The organism is Streptomyces sp. Root1310 (genome assembly GCF_001426425.1).
In the GTDB taxonomy this organism is placed as follows: Bacteria; Actinomycetota; Actinomycetes; order Streptomycetales; family Streptomycetaceae; genus Streptomyces.
Window position 1 is genome coordinate 92,285 of the sequence record NZ_LMEQ01000006.1, and the last position, 21,531, is coordinate 113,815.

The window sequence follows — 21,531 nt, forward strand, 5'->3', positions numbered from 1 at the left end:
GCTAGATCAGCGCGAACTGACCCTCCGGGCCCTCCTCGTGGTGGTCGAGGACCGTCGCCGGGTGCCGGACCTGGTCCGGGACCGGCAGGACGCCCGCCGCGCGCAGCTCCTTCGCGGTGATCGTGTCCGGCACCGTCAACTCCTCCTGCTGGGCGCGCGCTTCCGCGAACAGCGCCAACACCGTGATCAGTTCGAGGAGTTCGGAGGTCCAGGCCTGCGGCCAGGTCCTGGGGCGGATCGCGGCCAGGGTGCCGGGGCCGGGCTCCGCCGTCCGGGCCGCGAACCACTGCTCCAGGACGCGGACCCCGCCCGCGGTGAAGTCCCAGGCCGCGGGCGGGACGGGGGAGACCCGGCCGCCGTCGAGGTGCAGGGTCTCCTCGTCGCGGTCGTAGTGCAGCGTCAGGGGCCGGCCGGGCAGCGGGGCGCGGACGTAGGGGCGGCGGCCGCCGGGGAGCCGGGGGCGGTCGCCGTCGCGGCGCAGCAGCCACAGGGCGCGGCGGCCCAGTTCCACGCCCCGGGCCCAGAGCCCGGGGTCCCGGGTGAGCGGGACGGTGAGATCGGGGCGGACGGCGGTCAGGGTCCAGGCCAGGAAGTCCACCGGATCGGGGGAGTGGCCGAGGTGCTCCAGCAGGCCCGGCGCCAGGTTGGGTTCCATGCCGCCGGGGCGCCGGTACAGCGGGCGGATCCGGCCGGGGCGCGCCAGCGGGATCAGGGCGGTCGCGAGCAGCGGGGGGCCCGGTGGGGACGGCGCCTCCACCACGAAGACCTGGTGCTCGTCCGCCACCCGCCACAGCTCCGGGCGGGCCGCGTCGATCAGCCGGTGGTCGGGGATGAGCCAGTGCTCGTCGAAGGGCCCGGTCAGCACCCGTACCGGCTCGGGGCACGGGCCGCAGGCACGGACGAGTCTCCCGGTGCCGCCGGGGTGCCCGGGCAGCTGCCCGACCGCCGTGTGCAGGGTGCGTGAGCGGGTCGGCTCGAACAGGGCCTCGCGGTCCGGGCCCTCGGCCCTCACCAGGGCGTCCCAGCGGGCTTTCAGGGAAGCCGGGTCGGGGTCCGCCGGCCATCCCCGGCCGAGCCGTGGTGGTGCGACGGACCACGGCATGAGGTCCGCCAGCGGCGGAGCGTCGTCGGGCGTCACGCCCGGCATCGTACGACGGGTCGCCCGTGGCGGGTCACGTCGCGTCGACGGTGACCGTGAAGGAGAACCGGTCGCCCCGGTAGTGGATGACGGCCACGTCGAGGACCTGCCCGGCGGTGTCGTGGATGACGCCCGTGTAGTGCAGGATCGGGCTGAGCAGCGGGACCCGGAGCAGCTGGGCGGTCTCCGGGTCCGCGAGCCGGGCCTCGACCGTGTCCGTGATCCGGCCGATGTCCACGCCCGTGAGGTCCCGCAGCACCTTCGTCATGGGCCGCCGGACCAGGTCGTCGGGGTCGATCCGGGCGGCGATCTCGGGACGGACGTAGTTGCGGGCGTGGTTGGTCGGCTCGCCGGTGTTCTCGTCGCTCCGCAGCCGGTGGTAGGTCGCCACCTCGGTCAGGTCCGGGAAGTGCTCGGCGACCTCGGCTGGGACGGACGTACGGCCGTGGTCGAGGAGTTCCGTCGTCATGGCGGACTGCTGGGCCACGATCGCGTCGACCGAGCCGAGGAGCCGGACCGGAGCGCCCCGCCGCGCGCTCGGCTCGATGAACGTGCCCCGCCGGCGGTGCCGGCTGATCAGACCCTCGTCCTCCAGCTCCTTCAGTGCCTGCCGCATGGTCAGCACGCTCACCCCGTAGTGACCCGCCAACTGCTCCTCGGTGGGCAGTCGGAGCGGGTCCTGCGGCGAGCGGCCGAGTATCGAGGCGCGCAGCGACTGCGACACCTGGTACCAGAGCGGCAGCTTTCGGGTGAGGACGATCGAGTCCGGCGCGAAGGAGGTCACGGGCTATCCGTACCGGTCGGCACCGTTCAGTGCAATGTTCCGTCGGACGGACGGAAGTGGCGTTCGAGGCCCTGCCAGACGTCGTCGTAGCGCTCCTGGAGGTGGTCGGCCCCGGCCGCGTCCGGGGTGAGGGTGATCGGCCAGCGGGTCTCGAACATGAACGCCAGTCCGTCGTCGATCTTCTGCGGCCCCAGCTCGGCGGCGCTCGCCCGGTCGAAGGTCTCCCGGTCCGGGCCGTGCGCGGACATCATGTTGTGCAGCGAGCCGCCGCCCGGCACGAAGCCTCCCTTTCCGGCCGTCTTGGCGTCGTACGCGCCCTCGATCAGGCCCATGTACTCGCTCATCACGTTCCGGTGGAAGTACGGCGGCCGGAAGGTGTCCTCGCCGACCAGCCAGCGCGGGGCGAAGACCACGAAGTCGACACCGGCCAGACCGGGGGTGTCGGACGGGGCGGTCAGCACCGTGAAGATCGACGGATCCGGGTGGTCGTAGGAGATGGTGCCGATGACGTTGAAGCGGCGCAGGTCGTAGACGTACGGGACGTGGTTGCCGTGCCAGGCGACCACGTCGAGCGGGGAGTGGTCGTACGTCGCGCTCCAGAGGTGGCCGCAGTACTTGTTGACCACCTCCACCGGACCCTCGACGTCCTCGTACGCGGCGACGGGCGCGCGGAAGTCACGGGGGTTGGCGAGGCCGTTGGCGCCGATCGGGCCGAGGTCGGGGAGGCGGAAGGGGGCGCCGTAGTTCTCGCAGACGTAGCCGCGGGCGGAGGCGTCCAGCAGGTCGACGCGGAAGCGGACCCCGCGCGGGATCAGCGCCACCTCGCCGGGCTCGGCGTGCAGCTGCCCGAACTCCGTGCGCAGCAGCAGTCCGCCCTGCTCGGGGACGATCAGCAGCTCGCCGTCGGCGTCACCGAACACGCGGTCCATGGAGGCGTTCGCGTGGTACAGGTGCACGGCCATGCCGGTGCGCTGGGTGACGTCGCCGTTGCCGCCCAGGGTCCACAGGCCGGCCAGCAGATCCGTGCCGGCCGGCGGCTCGGGCAGCGGGTCCCAGCGCAGCCGGTTCGGATCGGGGACGGTCTCCGTGAAGGGGCCGGTGCGCAGCGCGCCGTCGTCGACGCGGGTGAACGCCGGGTGCGCGGCCGACGGACGGATCCGGTAGAGCCACGAGCGGCGGTTGTGGGCCCGCGGCTCGGTGAACGCCGTACCGCTGAGCTGTTCCGCGTACAGGCCGAGGGGCGCGCGCTGCGGCGAGTTCCGGCCGTCGGGCAGGGCCCCCGGCACGGCCTCGGAGGCGTGCTCGTTGCCGAACCCGCGGAGATAGGTCAGGCCCTCGGCGGTCTTGCGTGCGTCCCCGCTGCTCATGATCGCTCCCTCCGGCGCCCCGCGGGTGCGCCTGCTGATTCCTATGCATCACCGTAGGATTGCGATTTCCCCGGCGCAAGAGGTGCGACGGTCCTCCTCCTGGAGGACGATCAAGACGGCCGGAACCAGACTCCAGGGGGATCCGCGTGTCGGTCCGTTGTTCTACGCTCCCCCGCATGTCGTGGACGCGCGGAAGCCTCGCCGTGCCCGCGGTCTGTGTCCTGCTGCTGACCGGATCCGCGGGCTGTGGCACCAGTGGCGCCCATGAGCGGGGGGACGCGTCGACCGCGGCGTCGGCCTCCCCCTCGCCGGTGGGCAAGGTCCTGAAGGAAACGGACGACGAAGGGCGGCACTACCGCGAGGTGGGGAAGAAGGGGGCACCCGAGGTCGGTGTCCAGGTGGAGCCCGAGGCCGACGGCAGCTGGGACGTACGCCTGAAGGTGGAGAACTTCCGGTTCACGCCCACCGCGGCGAAGGCGGGGGCTGCCCACGGCCGCGGCGCGGCCCGGCTCTACGTGGACGACCAGCCGGTCGCCGACCTGCGCACCCCGTCCTACCGCATCCCGGCCGGCTACCTGCCGCACGGCACCCACCAGGTCACCGCCCGGCTGTACGCGGACGACGGCACCGTGTGGGCGGTGGACGGCAAGCCGGTGGAGAGTACGGCGTACATCACGGCGTCGGAGCCCTCGCCCTGAGCGTCGTCCCCCCGGTGGGCCCGCCGTTGAGTGCAGCGGGCATCTTTCTCCGTACCGAGGGGTGAGGTTCACCCCGCCGCGACGGAAAGGCATCATGAGCTCCGTGCCCCAAGCGACATCGCTCCGTCGTGCGCCCGTGCAGCGGCGCAGCGCCGAACGGCTGACCAGAATCCTCGACGCCTGTGCCGACCTGCTGGACGAGGTCGGCTACGACGGCCTGAGCACCCGGGCCGTCGCCGAGCGCGCCGGCGTCCCCATCGGCTCCGTCTACCGCTTCTTCGGCAACAAGCGGCAGATGGCCGACGCGCTCGCGCAGCGCAATCTCGAGCGTTACTCCGAGCGCGTCACCGAGCGGCTGAAGGGCGCGCGCCGGGGCGACTGGCGGGCCGCCATGGACGCCGTGCTCGACGAGTACCTGGCCATGAAGCACACCGCTCCCGGGTTCTCCCTCGTCGACTTCGGCAACCAGATCCCGGTCGGCGCCCGGCACGCGGAACCCAACCACCGGGTCGCCGACCGCCTCACCGAGCTGCTCTCCGACTATCTCGTCCGCGAGCCCGACGACGACCTGCGCCGCACCTTCCTGATCGCCGTGGAGACCGCGGACACCCTCGTCCAGCTGGCCTTCCGGGTGGATCCGGAGGGCGATCCGAAGGTGATCGACGAGACGCGGGAGCTGCTGCGGGCGTATCTGGCGCGGACCCTGGACTGACGGTCGCGGCCGCCCCCTCCCCATTGGCCATACCGCTCGGTATGCTCACCGGGAGATGGCAATGCCGCCCCCAGGAGGACCCGTGTCCCGCACCGCCCTGCGAATCTGCCCGTTGTGCGAGGCCACCTGCGGGCTGACGCTCACCATCGAGGGGACGGAGGTCACCGGCGCCCGCGGCGACCGAGAGGACGTCTTCAGCAAGGGCTTCATCTGCCCCAAGGGCGCCTCCTTCGGTGCCGTCGACGGCGACCCCGACCGGCTGCGGACGCCCCTGGTGCGCCGGGACGGCGAGCTGCGCGAGGCCACCTGGGAGGAGGCCTTCGACGCCGTGGCCGCCGGGATCCGGCCGGTCGTCGAGCGGTACGGGGCGAACTCCGTCGGAATCGTCCTCGGCAACCCCAACGTGCACACCATGGCCGGCGCGCTCTATCCGACCGTCCTGATCGCCGGCCTCGGCACCCGCAGCCTCTTCACCGCCTCCACGGTCGACCAGATGCCCAAGCACGTCTCCAGCGGCCTGCTGTACGGCGACGCCAACGCGATTCCCGTGCCGGACCTGGACCACACCGACCATCTCCTGCTCATCGGCGCCAACCCGCTGGAGTCCAACGGGAGTCTGTGCACCGCCGCCGACTTCCCCGGCAAGCTCAAGGCGCTCAAGGCGCGCGGCGGCACCCTCACCGTCATCGACCCGCGCCGCACCCGCACCGCGAAGCTCGCCGACCGGCACATCCCGATCCGGCCGGGCACGGACGCGCTGCTCCTCGCCGCCATGGCCCAGGTGCTCTTCGAGGAACTCCTCGTCGATCCCGGCGAGTCGGCCCCGCACCTCGAGGGCCTCGACGAACTCGCGGAGGCCGTACGGGACTTCACCCCCGAAGCGGTGACCGCCGCCTGTGACGTGGACGCCTCGCTCATCCGCACCCTGGCCCGCGAACTCGCCGCCGCCCCCACCGCCGCCGTCTACGGCCGCATCGGCAGCTGCACGGTCCCCCACGGCACCCTCGCCAGCTGGCTCGTGGACATCCTCAACATCCTCACCGGCAACCTGGACCGGCCCGGCGGCGCCCTCTTCCCGCAGGCCGCCACCGACCGCACGCCCCGGCCGGCCGGCCCCGGCCACGGCTTCCGGCTCGCGCGCTGGCACTCCCGGGTGAGCCGGCACCCGGAGGCCAAGGGCGAGCTGCCGCTGTCGTCGCTCGCCGAGGAGATCGACACCGCGACGGCGGAGGGCGAGCCGGTCCGCGCGCTCGTCGCCGTGGCCGCCAACCCCGTCCTGTCCGCCCCGGACGGCGACCGGCTCGACAAGGCGCTCGACTCCCTCGACTTCATGGTCAGCGTCGACCCCTACCTGAACGAGACCTCCCGCCACGCCGACGTGGTGCTGCCCCCGCCCCCGCCCTCGCAGAGCCCGCACCACGACTTCGCCTTCAACACCCTCGCCGTACGCAACCAGGTCCGCTACAGCCGCCCGGCCGTCCCGCTCGAGCCTGGCCGGATGGCCGAGACCGAGATCCTCGCCCGGCTGGTCCTGGCCGCCACCGGCATGCACGGCGCCGATCCGTCCGCCGTGGACGACCTGGTCATCGGCCAGACCCTCGGCAAGGCGGTGAAGGAGCCCCACTCACCCGTGCACGGCCGCGACCCGCACCAGCTCGCGGCACAGCTCACCGGCGAGACCGGGCCCGAGCGACGGCTCGACATGATGCTGCGTCTCGGCCCCTACGGTGACGGCTTCGGCGCCCGCCCGGACGGACTCGGCCTCGCCCGGCTGCTCGACCACCCGCACGGCATCGACCTCGGGCCGCTCCGGCCGCGCCTGCCCCAGCCGCTGAAGACGCGCAGCGGGCGGATCGAACTGCTGCCGCAGCCGATCGCCGACGATCTTCCGCGGCTGCGGGAGGTACTGAAGCGGCGGCCCGACGAACTCGTCCTGGTCGGCCGGCGTCATCTGCGGTCCAACAACAGCTGGATGCACAACGTCCCCGCGCTCACCGGCGGCACCAACCGCTGCACCCTGCACATCCACCCCGAGGACGCCGAACGGCTCGGCGTGCGGGACGGCGCGCCGGTACGGATCAAGGGCGCCGGGGGAGAGGTCACCGCACCGGCCGAGGTCACCGACGGCGTACGCCCGGGCGTGGTCAGCCTGCCGCACGGCTGGGGCCACGACCGCCCCGGCACCCGCCTCAGCCATGCCGCCACCGACCCCGGCGTCAACGTCAACCAGCTCCTCGACGGCAGCCTGCTGGACCCGCTGTCGGGCAACGCCGTCCTCAACGGAGTACCGGTGGAACTTGCCCCCGTGGCGGCGCGCTGAGCTGAGCAAAGCTGTGACCTGGAGTTTTGCGCTTATTGCTCGCACGTCAACGTCTTGTTAACACCGTTTGAACGGACCTAACGTCAACCCACCGCCGACCCCAGGTGGGATGTTCAAGGGCGAACGTTAGGTATCCACTCATGTTGACCATCCTCGGCTTCGCCATGATCGCGACCTTCCTGGTCCTGATCATGCTGAAGAAGATGTCGCCGATCGCGGCGCTCGTGTTGATCCCGGCACTGTTCTGCGTCTTCGTCGGGAAGGGCGCCAAGCTCGGTGACTACGTCATCGACGGCGTCACCAGCCTCGCCCCCACGGCGGCGATGCTCATGTTCGCGATCGTCTACTTCGGTGTGATGATCGACGTCGGCCTCTTCGACCCGATCGTTCGGGGCATCCTGAAGTTCTGCAAGGCCGACCCGCTCCGCATCGTCGTCGGCACGGCGCTGCTCGCCGCGATCGTCTCCCTGGACGGCGACGGCTCCACCACGTTCATGATCACCGTCTCGGCGATGTACCCGCTGTACAAGCGCCTGAAGATGAGCCTGGTCGTCATGACCGGTGTCGCGGCGATGGCCAACGGCGTGATGAACACGCTGCCCTGGGGCGGCCCGACCGCCCGCGCCGCCACCGCGCTGAAGCTCGACGCCAGCGACATCTTCGTGCCGATGATCCCGGCCCTGGCCGTGGGCCTGCTCTTCGTCATCGCCCTCTCCTACGTGCTCGGCCGCCGGGAACGCGCCCGGCTCGGCACGCTGACGCTGGACGACGTGCTGGTCGAGGAGAAGGCGACCGAGACGGTCCTGGTGGGCGCCGGCGGCTCCGGCGACGCCAAGACCCCCGTCCGCAAGGGCGGTTCCGGATCGGGCTCCGGCTCCGGTTCCGGCGCCGACGCGGCCGCCGCTGCCGCGCAGGACGACGAGGACGACGACTTCCAGGGCCTCGACCCGCACCGGGCCACCCTGCGCCCCAAGCTGTACTGGTTCAACGCGCTGCTCACGGTCACGCTGCTCACCTCCATGATCATGGAGTGGCTGCCGATCCCGGTGCTGTTCCTGCTCGGCGCCGCGCTCGCCCTCAGCGTCAACTTCCCGCACATCCCGGACCAGAAGGCCCGCCTCGCCGCCCACGCCGACAACGTCCTGAACGTCTCCGGCATGGTCTTCGCCGCCGCCGTCTTCACCGGCGTCCTCCAGGGCACCGGCATGGTCGACCACATGGCCACGTGGATGGTGGACGTCATCCCCGCGGGCATGGGTCCGCACATGGCCCTCGTCACCGGCGTCCTGAGCCTCCCGCTCACCTACTTCATGTCGAACGACGGCTTCTACTTCGGTGTCCTGCCGGTCCTCGCCGAGGCGGGGGCGGCGCACGGCGTCTCGCCGCTGGAGATGGCCCGCGCCTCGCTCGTCGGCCAGCCCCTGCACATGTCGAGCCCGCTCGTCCCTGCCGTCTACGTCCTCGTCGGCATGGCGAAGGTCGAGTTCGGCGACCACACGAGGTTCGTGGTCAAGTGGGCCGCCCTGACCTGCCTGGCGATCCTCGGCGCGGGCATCCTGTTCGGGATCATCTGAGCCGGTCGTGGAGGAAGTTGTGAGGCCCGGCAGGAACCGCGGCTGGCTGCTCCGTCTCGTCATCGCCTTCGGCTTCGCGCAGGGGGCGGTGTCGATGGCGAGGCCCGCCGTCTCCTACCGGGCCCTCGCGCTGGGCGCGGACGAGCGGGCGATCGGCGTCATCGCGGGCGTGTACGCGCTGCTTCCGCTGTTCGCCGCCGTACCGCTCGGCCGCCGCACCGACCACGGCCGCTGCGCGCCGCTGCTGCCGGTCGGGGTGGTCCTGATATCCGGCGGCTGTGTGCTGAGCGGGGTCGCCGGCTCCCTCTGGACGATGGCCCTGTGGAGCGGGGTGATGGGCCTCGGCCATCTCTGCTTCGTCATCGGCTCCCAGTCGCTCGTCGCCCGCCAGTCCGCGCCGCACGAACAGGACCGCAACTTCGGCCACTTCACCATCGGCGCCTCCCTCGGCCAGCTGGTCGGCCCGATCGCGGCCGGAGCGCTGATCGGCGGCGCCGACATGGCGGCCGGCAGTGCGCTCGCCCTGCTGGTCGCGGGCGCCGGCTGCGCGGTCGCGGTCACCTCGCTGTGGCGCATCGAAGACCGCGACACCACGCCCAAGTCCCGTACGGAGCAGGGCGAACGCGTCCCGGTCGGCCGCATCCTGCACGCCCGGGGCGTTCCCGCCGGCATCCTCATCAGCCTGTCCGTGCTGTCCGCGACCGACATCCTCACCGCCTATCTGCCGGTGGTCGGCGAGCACCGGGGCATCGCGCCGTCCGTCATCGGCGTCCTGCTCAGCGTCCGCGCGGCGGCCTCCATCGCCTGCCGCCTCGTCCTCACGCCCCTGCTGCGGCTGCTCGGCCGGACCCTGCTGCTCACCGTGACCTGCCTGCTGGCGGCCCTGCTGTGTGCCGGGATCGCGCTGCCGATGCCGGTCTGGGGGCTGGGCGTGGTCCTCGCGCTGCTCGGCTTCTGCCTCGGTGTCGGGCAGCCGCTGTCCATGACGACCGTCGTCCAGGCGGCGCCGGACGGTGCCCGTTCCACCGCGCTCGCGCTGCGCCTCACCGGCAACCGGCTGGGCCAGGTCGCCGCGCCCGCCGCCGCGGGGCTGGTGGCCGGGGTCGCGGGGGTGGCCGCGCCGTTCGTGATGCTCGGGGTGCTGTTGCTGGTCTCGTCGGGGGTGGCGGTGCGGTCGCGCGGGGACGCGCAGATGGAGGCGGCCGTGCCCCGGCGGCGCCGGTCGGGATCGGGGTTGCGCCGGTCGAGCGATGTCTGACGGCGCGTCGGGCGGCGCTCCCACAGTCGTGGGCGCCGATGTGAAAGAGAGTCAGGTGCAAGAGCGATTTGTATGAAAATCGTCCTGACTCGGAGGAATGCGCATGTCCAGCTCGACGCTCCCGTCCGCCCTCGGCTCCCGCCTCGGCGTCACGGCCCTCACAGTGCTCGCCGCGGCCGGGTTCACCGGCCTCTCGGCACCGTCCGCCGTGGCCGTGGGGGAGGCCGGTGACATCAGGATCCACCGCGAGAACGTCCCCCCGGGCGTCTCGAAGGACGACCCGGTGGCCTGCCGCTTCTACCTCGACGCGGCCAACTTCGGCGAACTGCCCTCCGTCGGGTACACCATCAAGGCGCGGCCCCCGGCCCCCGACACGGCCACGGTCACCGGCACCATCACCCTGACCCAGGGCGCCGGGCACACCGACACCCTGGGGCTGGCCGAGGGGTCGTACACGCTCGAGTGGACCATCCCCGGCGACGTCGTGGTCCCCTCGCCCAAGGTGAAGGTCTTCAAGATCAACTGCCCTGAGGGCCAGCGCGAGGGCAACGGGAGCCCCAACCGGCCGATCACGGACGACGGCCGCGAGGCCGGCGGTCCGAACGGCCAGGCCGGCGGCGGCCAGAACGGCGGGAGCCAGAACGGCACCACGCAGAACGGCAGCTCGCAGGGTGCCGGCGGGCGGGAAGGCGCAACGCAGGGAGGCTCCGCCTGGAACGGCGAGAAGGGCGGCCCGCAGGGCGGCTCCGCCTGGAACGGTGAGAAGGGCGGCCCGGAGGGCGGCGTGCACGCGGGCGGCGGCGGTCTCGCCGACACCGCGCAGGCCTTCACCCCGCTGGCCGGAGCCGCGGCCGTCGGACTGGTGGCCGTCGGTGGAGTCGCCTACTTCCGCCTGATCCGCCGGCGCACCCATGGTGCCGCGTAGGCGCGTACGCAGGCCCTGGCACCGGACCCGCGCCTACCGCCTCACCAGGACGGCCCTGTTCACGGTCGTCCTGGTGACGGTCGGAGTCCGGTGCGGGGGGCACGACGGCCCGGCCACGGCGGCCCGGGCCGGGGAGGTGGCGTCCGGCGGGGCGCAGGCCGCCCCGGCCCCCGGGGGTGACGCCGGCGAGGGCCGGACGGCGGGGAAGAAGGCGTCGAAGAGTCCCGGACCCCCACCCCGCCCGTTGCCCCGGTCCCCGGCGACCACCCTGCGCGTGCCCTCTCTGGGCATCGTCGCGCCGATCGTCCCGCTCCGGCTCGGGACGGACCGGCATCTCGGGACGCCCCCGCTCGACCGGCCGAAGCTCGTCGGCTGGTACGCGGGCGGCCCCACACCGGGGGAGCGGGGCACCGCCATCGCCGTGGGCCACCGCGACACCAAGACCGGCCCGGCGGTTTTCGCGGGCCTCGCGCGGGTGGCCCGGGGCGCCCGGATCGAGGCCCGGCGCGCCGACGGCCACACGGCCGTCTACACCGTGGACCGGGTACGCGTCTTCGACAAGGCCACCTTCCCCGACAAGGAGGTGTACGGCGCGACCCGCCGCCCCGAGCTGCGCATCCTCACCTGCGGCGGCCTCTTCCGGCACGCGACCGGGTACACCAGCAACGTCGTCGTCTTCGCCCACCTGACGGCGACCCGCTGACCCGCCGACCCGCGGCCCTGGCCGCTTTGGTGGTCCCGGCCCCGGCGCCGAGGCCCGCTGAATCAGGCAGTCCGGTTTCTCACCAGTCGGACGGCGGAGTCCGATCCTGGCCTGTCTCTTCCCCCGGGTGCGCACAGTCCGTTAACTTCCGTGACTCACAAGCCCCGTTCGACCCGCACGGGGCAGGTCGGACAGCGGAGCACCGGCCGGGCCGGCCCGGCACACGAGTCCCCGGGGACACTTCTCATGACACGCGCCATCTCGTTGCACGACGTCAGCAAGGTCCACACCCGAGGAGTCCGGGTCGTGGACCGGCTGTCGCTGGACATCGCGCCCGGCGAGTTCCTGGTCCTGCTCGGCCCCTCCGGCTGCGGCAAGTCCACCGTGCTCCGCATGATCGCGGGCCTGGAGCACATCACCGAGGGCGAGTTACGGCTCGACGGCGAGTACGCCAACGACCTGGCGCCCTCGGAGCGGGACATCGCGATGGTCTTCCAGAACTTCGCGCTCTACCCGAACATGACCGGCCGCGACAACATCGGCTTCCCGCTGCGCATCGAGGCCCCCGGCGCCGACCCGGGCCCCCGCGTGGACGCCACCGCCCGGCTGCTCGGCATCGAGGACCTGCTCGACCGCTTCCCCGGTCAGCTCTCCGGCGGTGAACGCCAGCGCGTCGCCATGGGCCGGGCCATCGCCCGGCACCCCTCCGCCTTCCTGATGGACGAGCCGCTGTCCAACCTCGACGCCAAGCTCCGCAACCATCTGCGGGCCGAGATATCCAAACTGACCCGGCATCTGGGCGTCACCACGGTCTACGTCACGCACGACCAGTCCGAGGCCATGTCGCTCGGTGACCGGGTCGCCGTGCTGCGCGGGGGAGTCCTCCAGCAGGTGGGTACCCCGCGGTCCGTCTACGCCCTGCCGCGCAACATCTTCGTCGCCGCCTTCATCGGCACCCCGCGCATCAACCTCCTGCGCGGCCTGGTCCGCGCCCCGCTCGACGGAGCCATGACGATCAACCTGGGCAAGCAGGCGCTGCGGCTGCCCGAACCCCACTCCCTGGACCACAAGCTGCTGCGTGTGCAGCAGGGCCGGGAGGTGATCGTCGGACTGCGCTCGGAGGCGGTCCGTATCGCCACGCCCGCCGAGGCCCGGCCCGGCGAGACGCACATCACCGGCCTGGTGGAGCACGTGGAGTTCCAGGGTCACGAGGTGCTGGTCCACTTCAACACCGGCTCCCGGCTCGCGGTCGTGCCGGAGCTGGAGGCGCCCCGCCCCGCCGGCCGGCCGGCCCGGCGGCGGCGCCGCGAGGGCGGGATGCTGGACCGGCTGCGCAAGGGTGCGGGCAGCCTGCGGGCCGGCGCGGTCGACGTACTGGACGAGCCGTCGGCGCAGGAGGGGCCGCTCGCGTCCCCGGAGGCCCGCCCCCTCGGTGACCTCGTCGTGCGCACCACCCCCGATTTCGACCTCCGGCACGGGATGCAGGTCCCGCTCCTCGTCGACATCGCCCATCTCTTCGTCTTCGACCAGCACGGCGAGCGCATCAGCCCGGCTCCGGCCCGGCTGCCCGACCTCGACGAGTGAGGGGGCGTCCCGAGGCGTCCGCGGTCCGGTGCCGCGCGCGTTCCGAGTCCTTCACCGCCGTCCCCTGGTGCCAGAAAACTAACAGCGCTAGTTTAGGTCGCGGAAGAGGACGCCCGCCCGAAGGGAACGCGATGAAGGCACATGACGGCATCTACCTCGACGGCGCCTGGCGCCCGGCCGCGGGCCGGGATGTGATCGAGGTCGTCGACCCGGTGGGAGAGCAGGTGATCGCCCGGGTCCCGGCCGGTGACGCCGTCGACGTAGACGCCGCCGTACGGGCGGCCCGCGCCGCCCTGCCGGGCTGGGCCGCGACCCCGCCCGCCGACCGCGCGGCCCGGCTGACCGCGCTCCGGGACGTCCTCGCGGCCCGCAAGGACGAGATCGCCGAGACGGTCACCGCCGAACTCGGCTCGCCCCTGGCCTTCTCCCAGGCCGTCCACGCGGCGGTGCCGATCGCGGTCGCGGGCTCCTACGCCGAGCTGGCCGCGACCCACCCCTTCGAGGAGAAGGTCGGCAACTCGACCGTGTTCCAGGAGCCGGTCGGCGTGGTCGGTGCCATCACCCCCTGGAACTACCCGCTGCACCAGATCGTCGCCAAGGTCGCCCCGGCCCTCGCCGCGGGCTGCACGGTGGTCCTCAAGCCCGCCGAGGACACTCCGCTGACCGCCCAGCTCTTCGCCGAGGCGGTCCACGAGGCGGGCGTCCCGGCCGGAGTCCTCAACCTCGTCACCGGCCTGGGCCCGGTCGCCGGCCAGGCCCTGGTCGAGCACCCCGGCGTCGACCTGGTGTCCTTCACCGGCTCCACGGCCGTGGGCAGGCGGATCGCCGCGACGGCGGGCGCCGCCGTCAAGAAGGTGGCCCTGGAACTCGGCGGCAAGTCCGCCAACGTCATCCTGCCGAGCGCCGACCTCGCCCGGGCGGTCAACGTCGGTGTCGCCAACGTGATGTCCAACTCCGGGCAGACGTGCAGCGCCTGGACCCGGATGCTCGTCCACCGCGACCGGTACGACGAGGCGGTCGAGCTCGCCGCGGCGGCCGCCGCGAAGTACGCCGACCGCATCGGCCCCGTCGTCAACGCCGCACAGCGGGACCGGGTGCGGGGCTACATCGAGAAGGGCGTCGCCGAGGGCGCGCGGCTGGTCGCCGGCGGCCCCGACTCCCCGCGCGAGCGGGGCTACTTCGTCAGCCCCACGGTCTTCGCCGACGTCACCCCCGACATGGCCATCGCCCAGGAGGAGATCTTCGGCCCCGTCCTGTCCGTCCTGCGCTACGAGGACGAGGAGGACGCCCTGCGCATCGCCAACGGCACGGTCTACGGGCTCGCGGGCGCCGTCTGGGCCGGTGACGAGGCGGAGGCGGTGGCCTTCGCCCGCCGGATGGAGACCGGCCAGGTGGACATCAACGGCGGCCGCTTCAACCCGCTCGCGCCGTTCGGCGGCTACAAGCAGTCGGGTGTCGGCCGCGAGCTCGGCGCCCACGGCCTCGCCGAGTACCTCCAGACCAAGTCCCTCCAGTTCTAGAGGAGTCAACCGAACATGGCTGTCCGCGCCGCCGTACTCCCCGCCATCGGCGCTCCGTTGGAGATCAGGGAGATCGTCCTTCCGGACCCCGGCCCCGGCCGGGTCCGCGTCCGGCTCGCCGCCGCCGGGGTCTGTCACTCCGACCTGTCCCTGTCCGACGGCACCATGCGGCTGCCGCTCCCCGCGGTCCTGGGCCACGAGGGCGCGGGCACGGTCGTCGCCGTCGGCGAAGGAGTCGAACACCTGGCGCCCGGTGCCGGTGTCATCCTCAACTGGGCTCCTTCCTGCGGAAGTTGCCACCCCTGCACGCTCGGCGAGGTGTGGCTGTGCGTGAACGCCCTCAACGGGGCCGCGGAGGTGTACGCCCGCACGACGGACGGCACGGACCTCCACCCCGGGCTGAACGTCGCCGCCTTCGCCGAGGAGACCGTCGTCCCGGCCTCCTGCGTGCTGCCCCTGCCGGACGGCATCCCGCTCACCGACGCGGCCCTCCTCGGCTGCGCCGTCCTCACCGGTTACGGCGCGATCCACCACTCCGCGCGGGTCCGCCCCGGCGAGACGGTCGCCGTCTTCGGCGTCGGCGGGGTCGGGCTCGCCACCCTCCAGGCGGCCCGGATCGCCGGCGCCTCGACGATCGTCGCCGTCGACGTCTCCCCGGAGAAGGAGGAGCTGGCGCGGGCGGCGGGCGCCACGGAGTACGTGGTCGCCTCCGAGCTGACCGCCCGCGAGATCCGCGCCCTCACCGGCAAGCAGGGGGTCGACGTGGCCGTCGAGTGCGTGGGCCGCGCGGTCACCATCCGGACGGCCTGGGAGTCGACCCGGCGCGGCGGCCGCACCACGGTCGTCGGCATCGGCGGCAAGGACCAGCAGGTCACCTTCAACGCCCTGGAGATCTTCCACTGGGGCCGCACCCTCGCCGGCTGCGTCTACGGCAACTGCGACCCGGCGAAGGATCTCCCGGTCCTCGCCGACCACGTCCGGGCGGGCCGTCTCGACCTGAGCGCCCTGGTGACGGAGCGCATCGCCCTGGAGGACATCCCGGGGGCCTTCGACAACATGCTGGCGGGCAAAGGAGGGCGGGCACTGGTGATGTTCTGACGGTGGCCCCGCTCCGGTGTTCCGACGGGCCCCGCTCCGGCGTCCTCGGCACGCTCCGGCGCTCTCAGCCCGCCCGGGGGCCGACCTCCCGGTCGGGCCCGGGGGCCGTGAGGTCCTGCCCCGCTTCCGCCCCCTGCCCCGCTTCCGGCTCCCGCGTCACCTCCGGCTCCCCGGTCTGCGAGGTGCGCGGCCTCGACCGCGACACGGCCACGCCCGCCAGGCACAGCAGCCCACCGGCCAGGGTGAGCAGCCCCGGCACCTCGCCCAGCGCCAGCCACGACATCAGGACGACCAGCGCGGGCACGGCGTACGTGGTCGCGCCCATGCGGCTCGCGGTCGTCCGGGCCAACGCGTACGCCCACGTGGTGAAGGCGAGCGCGGTCGGGAAGACGCCCAGGTAGACCATGTTGAGCGTCGCGGAGACCGGCGCGTCGGCCGCCTCGTGGACCAGCTGCCCCGCGAACGGCAGACACACCACCGTGCCGATGACACATCCGAACGTCGTCACCTGGAGCGCGGTCGCCCGGCCCAGGGCGGGCTTCTGCGCGACGACCCCGCCCGCGTAGCCGAAGGCGGCGAGCAGACACAGCACCACCCCGAGCACCGACGATCCGCCCTCGCCCGACATGGACAGTCCGACCGCGACCGCGCCCGCGAAGGACACGGCCATCCCGGCCAGCAGCCTCGGCGGCATCGCGTCCCCGAGCAGCCGTGCGCCGAGCAGCGCGATGAGGATCGGCCCGATGTTCACCACCAGGGCCGCCGTCCCCGCGTCCACCTGCTGCTCACCCCAGTTGAGCACCACCATGTAGAAGCCGAACCACAGCACGCCCGACACGGCGATCCCGCGCCAGGCGGCCCTCGGCGGCCACCCCGCGCGCCGCACGGCGCAGATGGCCCCCAGTACCAGGGCCCCCGACACCAGCCGTCCGAGCGCCAGTGCCCCCGGCGAGTACGCGTCGCCCGCGCTGCGGATCGACACGAAGGCCGAGGCCCACAGCACGACGGTCACGGCGGCCGCACCGGCGGCGAGCAACTCTGTACGACGTTCGGTACGCCGGGCGCTGTTCATCATGCTCCTCAGGCTAGGAAGAAACGCGGGCCGAAAGCTCGCGGATTTCGGACGGGAGATCGAGACGTGGGGGTCTGGGCGAGAGATCGAGACGCGGGGGTCTGGGCGAGGGCGGGGGACCAGGGGCGCGGTCCGTAGGGCCCGGATACGAGCGACGGAGGCCGAGCGACGGAGGCCGAGCGACGGAGGCCGAGCGACGGAGGCCGAGGGACGGAGGCCGAGGGACGGAGGCCGAGGGACGGAGGGCCGGCGTCGGCCCCTCCCGAGGCGCGGCTCGGCCCTTTTTGGCGCGGCCGGGCTCACGCGGCGGGCGAGGGTCACCGCGTGCGGGGCCGGCGAGGGTGGGGCACCGCGAGCGGGTCAGCGCAGCGCACCCGCGTCGACGCCCAGCAGCTCGGCCAGCGCCCGTTCGCCCGCCGCCGTCACCTTCACGGCCCGCTCGGAGCCGATCCGCACGCACCAACCCGCGTCGAGGGCGTGCCGGCACAGGGCCGCGCCCGCCGCGCCCGCCAGATGCGGGCGGCGCTCGGTCCAGTCCAGGCAGGCGCGGGCGAGCGGCCGTCGCGTCGCGCGGTCGAGCGCGATGCCGCTGCCCTCGAACCACCGCAGCCCGGCCTCGGTCAGCAGGAACCCGGTGGCGCGCTCCCTGACCGCCGGCGCCGCCGGTGCCCTCGGTCCGGCGGCGCTGGGCCCCGCCGCCGCCCCGTCGGCCCGCCCCTCGGGCTCGCTCACCGCGCTCAGCAGTCCGTGGGCGGTGAGTGCGTCGGTGACGGCGATGCCGAGCCGTCCGGCGAGGTGGTCGTAGCAGGTCCGGCCCCGGGCCATCGCCGATCCGGCGCTCGCGGCGCGCAGGGTGCGCGGCCGGTGGGCGGGGTGCGGGGCGACCTGGGCGGCCAGGTCCTCCACGAGCTGGGCGACCCGGGTGTCGGCCAGCCGTACGTAACGGTGCCGCCCCTGCCGTTCCTCGGCCAGCAGTCCGCCCGCGACCAGCTTGCCCAGGTGCTCGCTCAGCGTCGACGGGGCGACGCCCGCGTGCCGGGCCAGCTCACCGGCGGTCCACGCCCGCCCGTCGAGCAGCGCCAGCAGACAGGCGGCCCGCGTCTCGTCGGCGACGAGCCCGGCCAGGGCGGCCAGCCCCGGCGCCCGCACGTCCCTGTCGTTCCCGGTGTCCGTGATGCTCACGTGTCCCAGCATGCGCGACGGACACTTCGGCGGCCGCCGAACCGTGCTAGGGCAGCTGCGCGAACTGCTGGGAGAGGCCGTCCAGCAGTGCCGTCAGTCCGGTCTCGAACGCCCGGTCGTCGATCTTCTCCTGCTGGTCGGCGAGGAGGTGGGCCTGTCCGAGGTGCGGGTAGTCGGCGGGATCGTAGGCGCTCACGTCGTCGACGAAGCCGCCGGCGAACGAGCCGAGCGCGGAGCCCATGACGAAGTACCGCATCAGCGCGCCGATGGAGGTGGCCTGCGCGGGGGGCCATCCCGCGCGGACCATCGCGCCGTACACCGCGTCGGCGAGCCGCAGCCCGGCCGGCCGGCGGCCGGGGCCCTGGGCGAGCACCGGGACGATGTTCGGGTGGTCGCGCAGGGCGGCGCGGTAGGAGACGGCCCAGTCGTGCAGCGCGGTCCGCCACTCCCGGCCGTCCTCGAACATCGACAGGTCGACCTGCGCGCTCACCGAGTCGGCGACGGCCTCCAGGATCTCGTCCTTCGTGCGGAAGTGGTTGTACAGCGAGGGCCCGCTCACCCCCAGCTCGGCGGCGAGCCGCCGCGTGGAGACGGCCGGCAGGCCCTCCGCGTCCACGAGCGTCCGTGCGGTCTCGACGATCCGGTCGGTGCTGAGAAGGGGCTTGCGCGGTCGGGCCATGGCGCACATAGTAGGGCTGCGGAGCGAAAACTAGCAGTGCTAATTTAAGCGGCAATCGTGAAGCGGTCCTGAAGGCCTTCCTCTGTGGGGTGATCTCGTGGTGAATCTGGCGCTCAGCGAGGAGCAGGAGGCCGTCCGGCGGCTGGCCAAGGATTTCGTGGACCGCAAGGTCGCGCCTCATGTCATCGCCTGGGACCGCGCCGAGGACATCGACCGGTCCCTGGTCAAGAAGCTCGGCGAGGTCGGCTTCCTCGGCCTGACGATCGACGAGGAGTACGGCGGCTCGGGCGGCGATCACCTCGCGTACTGCCTGGTCACGGAGGAACTGGGCCGCGGGGACTCGTCCGTGCGCGGGATCGTGTCGGTCTCCCTCGGGCTGGTCGCGAAGACCGTCGCGGCCTGGGGGAGCGAGGAGCAGAAGCGGCGCTGGCTGCCGGGACTGACCTCCGGCGAGTACGTCGGCTGCTTCGGCCTCACCGAGCCCGGCACCGGTTCGGACGCCGGCAACCTCGGCACCCGCGCGGTCCGCGACGGCGACTCCTACGTCATCAACGGCACCAAGATGTTCATCACGAACGGCACCTGGGCCGATGTGGTCCTGCTCTTCGCCCGCTCCACGGACGCGCCGGGCCACAAGGGCGTCTCCGCGTTCCTCGTCCCCACCGACACCCCGGGCCTGAGCCGCCGCGCGATCCACGGCAAGCTCGGCCTGCGCGGCCAGGCGACCGCCGAACTCGTCCTGGACGACGTCCGGGTCCCCGCCTCCGCGATGCTGGCGCCCGAGGGCAAGGGATTCTCCGTCGCGATGTCGGCGCTGGCCAAGGGCCGTATGTCGGTCGCGGCCGGCTGTGTCGGCATCGCGCAGGCCGCCCTGGACGCGGCGGTGCGGTACGCGGGCGAGCGCGAGCAGTTCGGCAGGCCCATCGCCCACCACCAGCTGGTCCAGGAACTGATCAGCGACATCGCGGTCGACGTGGACGCGGCCCGGCTGCTGACCTGGCGGGTCGCCGACCTGATCGACCGGGGCCTGCCCTTCGCCACCGAGTCCTCCAAGGCCAAGCTCTTCGCCTCGGAGGCCGCCGTCCGCGCCGCCAACAACGCCCTCCAGGTCTTCGGCGGCTATGGCTACATCGACGAGTATCCGGCGGGCAAGCTCCTGCGCGACGCCCGCGTGATGACGCTCTACGAGGGCACCAGCCAGATCCAGAAACTGCTCATCGGGCGGGCGCTGACGGGGGTTTCGGCCTTCTGAGCCGAAGCGCCTGAGTACCTGTCTGAGTAGGTGCGCGGATGTGGCGCGGATCCCCTCCGCCGAAGCTTGTCCCCATGAGTGACACACCGGTCAAGCAGCAGAGCACGGCGGCGTTCTACGGACAGGCCGTCGCTTCCTTCGGCATCGCCATCGCGGCCACCGCCATCGGCATCTACAACCTCCAGACCGACGCCTGGGTGCGCGCCTTCCTGGCGATCGCCGTCCTGTATCTGGTGACTTCCGCCTTCACCCTGGCGAAGGTGATCCGTGACCGCCAGGAGGCCGGCCAGATCGTGAGCCGGGTGGACCAGGCCCGCCTGGAGAAGCTCCTCGCCGACCACGACCCCTTCGAGAAGATCTGAGCAGGCACGCTAAGCGGCCGCTCACCTTCGGCGGTATGGTGTAGCTCCTGTACCGAGAGGGGCGAACGAGCGATGAGTACGGCGGAGGAGACGACCGGCGGCGAGATCGAGCCGTGGGAAGAGGTCACCCCTGACGCGGCCCGGCGACTGCTGGTCGCGGCCGTGGAGGCCTTCGCCGAGCGCGGCTACCACGCGACGACGACCCGCGACATCGCGGGCCGCGCGGGTATGAGCCCGGCCGCCCTGTACATCCACTACAAGACCAAGGAAGAGCTGCTCCACCGCATCAGCCGGATCGGCCACGACCGCGCGCTGGGCATTCTGCGCACGGCGGCCGCCGGCGAGGGCGACGCCACCGGGCGCCTCGCGGACGCCGTGAGCTCCTTCGTCCGCTGGCACGCCGGTCGGCGCACCACGGCACGGGTCGTCCAGTACGAACTGGACGCGCTCGGTCCCGACGCCCGCGCCGAGATCCTCGACCTGCGTCGGCAGGTCGACGCCGAGGTGCGCGGGATCATCGAGGACGGCGTGGCGAGCGGCGAGTTCGCCGTGCTGGACGTGCACGGTACGACCCTCGCCGTGCTGTCCCTCTGCATCGACGTGGCCCGCTGGTTCAACGTGGACGGCCCCCGCACACCCGACGAGGTCGGCGCACTGTACGCCGACCTCGTGCTGCGGATGGTGGGCGCGGCGAAGTAGCGCCCACCGGGAGCAGCGCCCACAGGCGGTGGTGCCCACGGGCGGGTGCAGCGCCCACAGGCGGTGGTGGTGCCCACGGACGGGTGCGGCGCCCGCAGGCGGGTGGCGGCTACAGGTAGTAGCGGGCCACCGACTCCGCCACGCACACGGGCTTGTCCCCGCCCTCGCGCTCCACGGTGAAGGCGACGGCCACCTGGACGCCGCCGGTGACGTCCTCGACGCCGGTGATCGTCGCGGTGGCGCGCACGCGCGAGCCCACGGGTACCGGGGCGGGGAAACGGACCTTGTTCGTCCCGTAGTTGACGCCCATCTTCACGTTCTCGACCTTGATCAGCTGCGGGCCGAAGAGCGGCAGCAGGGAGAGCGTGAGGTAGCCGTGCGCGATGGTGGTGCCGAAGGGGCCCGCGGCGGCCTTCTCGGGGTCGACATGGATCCACTGGTGGTCTCCGGTGGCCTCCGCGAAGAGGTCGACCCGCTTCTGGTCGACCTCCAGCCAGTCGGTGTACCCCAGCTGCTCGCCCACCGCCGCCTTCAGGTCGTCGGCGGACGTGAAGATCCTCGGCTCTGCCATGTCTGCTGCCCTCTCGCCTCACTAGCTGCCCAT

20 protein-coding genes are annotated in these 21,531 nt (G+C 72.9%); 13 read left to right on the top strand and 7 right to left on the bottom strand.

Translation table 11 applies throughout. From position 1 onward, the window contains the following. Position 1: 1 nt before the first annotated feature. The 3 genes from ASD48_RS14960 to hmgA are packed head-to-tail and all read right to left on the bottom strand — an operon-like array spanning position 2 to position 3,289. Positions 2-1,147, bottom strand: coding sequence for a type ISP restriction/modification enzyme (locus tag ASD48_RS14960; RefSeq protein WP_057602076.1), 1,146 nt, complete (start codon positions 1,145-1,147; stop codon positions 2-4). A gap of 25 nt (positions 1,148-1,172) precedes the next feature. Further along, positions 1,173-1,922: a GntR family transcriptional regulator gene (locus ASD48_RS14965; RefSeq protein ID WP_057602077.1), complete on the bottom strand. Its 750-nt coding sequence runs from the start codon at positions 1,920-1,922 to the stop codon at positions 1,173-1,175. 26 nt (positions 1,923-1,948) lie between these two features. Then, complete coding sequence (hmgA, locus tag ASD48_RS14970; protein WP_057602078.1) at positions 1,949-3,289, bottom strand: homogentisate 1,2-dioxygenase; 1,341 nt, start codon at positions 3,287-3,289, stop codon at positions 1,949-1,951. Positions 3,290-3,465: 176 nt separating this feature from the next. Here hmgA and ASD48_RS14975 point away from each other — a divergent pair, with 176 nt between their 5' ends. The 10 genes from ASD48_RS14975 (at position 3,466) to ASD48_RS15020 (ending at position 15,681) form a co-directional block, all read left to right on the top strand. Continuing rightward, positions 3,466-3,987, top strand: a complete 522-nt coding sequence (locus ASD48_RS14975; protein WP_057602079.1) for a hypothetical protein — start codon at positions 3,466-3,468, stop codon at positions 3,985-3,987. Between the two features lie 94 nt (positions 3,988-4,081). Beyond that, positions 4,082-4,699 carry a TetR/AcrR family transcriptional regulator gene (locus tag ASD48_RS14980; protein WP_057602080.1) on the top strand — a complete coding sequence of 206 codons (618 nt, stop codon included), beginning with the start codon at positions 4,082-4,084 and terminating at the stop codon, positions 4,697-4,699. Positions 4,700-4,781: 82 nt separating this feature from the next. Further along, the gene (locus ASD48_RS14985; protein ID WP_057602081.1) at positions 4,782-7,019 is read left to right on the top strand and encodes a molybdopterin oxidoreductase family protein; all 2,238 of its coding nucleotides are present in this window, start codon (positions 4,782-4,784) and stop codon (positions 7,017-7,019) included. A gap of 140 nt (positions 7,020-7,159) precedes the next feature. Further along, a complete protein-coding gene (locus ASD48_RS14990; RefSeq protein ID WP_057602082.1) occupies positions 7,160-8,593 on the top strand; it encodes a citrate:proton symporter in 1,434 nt (477 codons plus the stop codon). Positions 8,594-8,612: 19 nt separating this feature from the next. Continuing rightward, complete coding sequence (locus ASD48_RS14995; protein WP_057602083.1) at positions 8,613-9,851, top strand: MFS transporter; 1,239 nt, start codon at positions 8,613-8,615, stop codon at positions 9,849-9,851. A gap of 103 nt (positions 9,852-9,954) precedes the next feature. Beyond that, on the top strand, positions 9,955-10,776 hold the full coding sequence (locus tag ASD48_RS15000) for a hypothetical protein (protein WP_057602084.1): 822 nt from the start codon (positions 9,955-9,957) through the stop codon (positions 10,774-10,776). Continuing rightward, entirely contained in the window at positions 10,763-11,479 is a 717-nt protein-coding gene (locus ASD48_RS15005) for a class F sortase (protein ID WP_057602085.1), read from the top strand. The genes ASD48_RS15000 and ASD48_RS15005 overlap by 14 nt, the downstream gene beginning before the upstream one ends. Before the next feature lie 246 nt (positions 11,480-11,725). Then, positions 11,726-13,063: an ABC transporter ATP-binding protein gene (locus ASD48_RS15010; protein WP_057602086.1), complete on the top strand. Its 1,338-nt coding sequence runs from the start codon at positions 11,726-11,728 to the stop codon at positions 13,061-13,063. A gap of 131 nt (positions 13,064-13,194) precedes the next feature. Continuing rightward, a complete protein-coding gene (locus tag ASD48_RS15015) occupies positions 13,195-14,583 on the top strand; it encodes an aldehyde dehydrogenase family protein (protein ID WP_057602087.1) in 1,389 nt (462 codons plus the stop codon). 15 nt (positions 14,584-14,598) lie between these two features. Beyond that, the gene (locus ASD48_RS15020) at positions 14,599-15,681 is read left to right on the top strand and encodes a Zn-dependent alcohol dehydrogenase (protein WP_057602088.1); all 1,083 of its coding nucleotides are present in this window, start codon (positions 14,599-14,601) and stop codon (positions 15,679-15,681) included. Positions 15,682-15,745: 64 nt separating this feature from the next. Here ASD48_RS15020 and ASD48_RS15025 read toward each other — a convergent pair whose 3' ends face one another. The 3 genes from ASD48_RS15025 to ASD48_RS15035 all read right to left on the bottom strand — a co-directional run bounded on the left by ASD48_RS15025 (position 15,746) and on the right by ASD48_RS15035 (position 18,614). Then, positions 15,746-16,756, bottom strand: coding sequence for a DMT family transporter (locus tag ASD48_RS15025; protein WP_079073767.1), 1,011 nt, complete (start codon positions 16,754-16,756; stop codon positions 15,746-15,748). Positions 16,757-17,113: 357 nt separating this feature from the next. Then, entirely contained in the window at positions 17,114-17,947 is an 834-nt protein-coding gene (locus ASD48_RS15030; RefSeq protein WP_057602090.1) for a winged helix-turn-helix domain-containing protein, read from the bottom strand. Between the two features lie 34 nt (positions 17,948-17,981). Next, the gene (locus ASD48_RS15035) at positions 17,982-18,614 is read right to left on the bottom strand and encodes a TetR/AcrR family transcriptional regulator (RefSeq protein ID WP_057602091.1); all 633 of its coding nucleotides are present in this window, start codon (positions 18,612-18,614) and stop codon (positions 17,982-17,984) included. A 100-nt stretch (positions 18,615-18,714) separates the two neighbouring features. Here ASD48_RS15035 and ASD48_RS15040 point away from each other — a divergent pair, with 100 nt between their 5' ends. The 3 genes from ASD48_RS15040 (at position 18,715) to ASD48_RS15050 (ending at position 20,927) form a co-directional block, all read left to right on the top strand. Beyond that, entirely contained in the window at positions 18,715-19,866 is a 1,152-nt protein-coding gene (locus ASD48_RS15040) for an acyl-CoA dehydrogenase family protein (RefSeq protein WP_057602160.1), read from the top strand. A gap of 74 nt (positions 19,867-19,940) precedes the next feature. Then, entirely contained in the window at positions 19,941-20,228 is a 288-nt protein-coding gene (locus tag ASD48_RS15045; RefSeq protein WP_057602092.1) for a YiaA/YiaB family inner membrane protein, read from the top strand. 72 nt (positions 20,229-20,300) lie between these two features. Beyond that, positions 20,301-20,927, top strand: a complete 627-nt coding sequence (locus ASD48_RS15050; protein ID WP_057602093.1) for a TetR/AcrR family transcriptional regulator — start codon at positions 20,301-20,303, stop codon at positions 20,925-20,927. Positions 20,928-21,036: 109 nt separating this feature from the next. On the opposite strand, the gene ASD48_RS15055 is transcribed toward ASD48_RS15050, so the two are convergent. Then, positions 21,037-21,498: a MaoC family dehydratase gene (locus ASD48_RS15055; protein WP_057602094.1), complete on the bottom strand. Its 462-nt coding sequence runs from the start codon at positions 21,496-21,498 to the stop codon at positions 21,037-21,039. Positions 21,499-21,531: the final 33 nt, after the last annotated feature.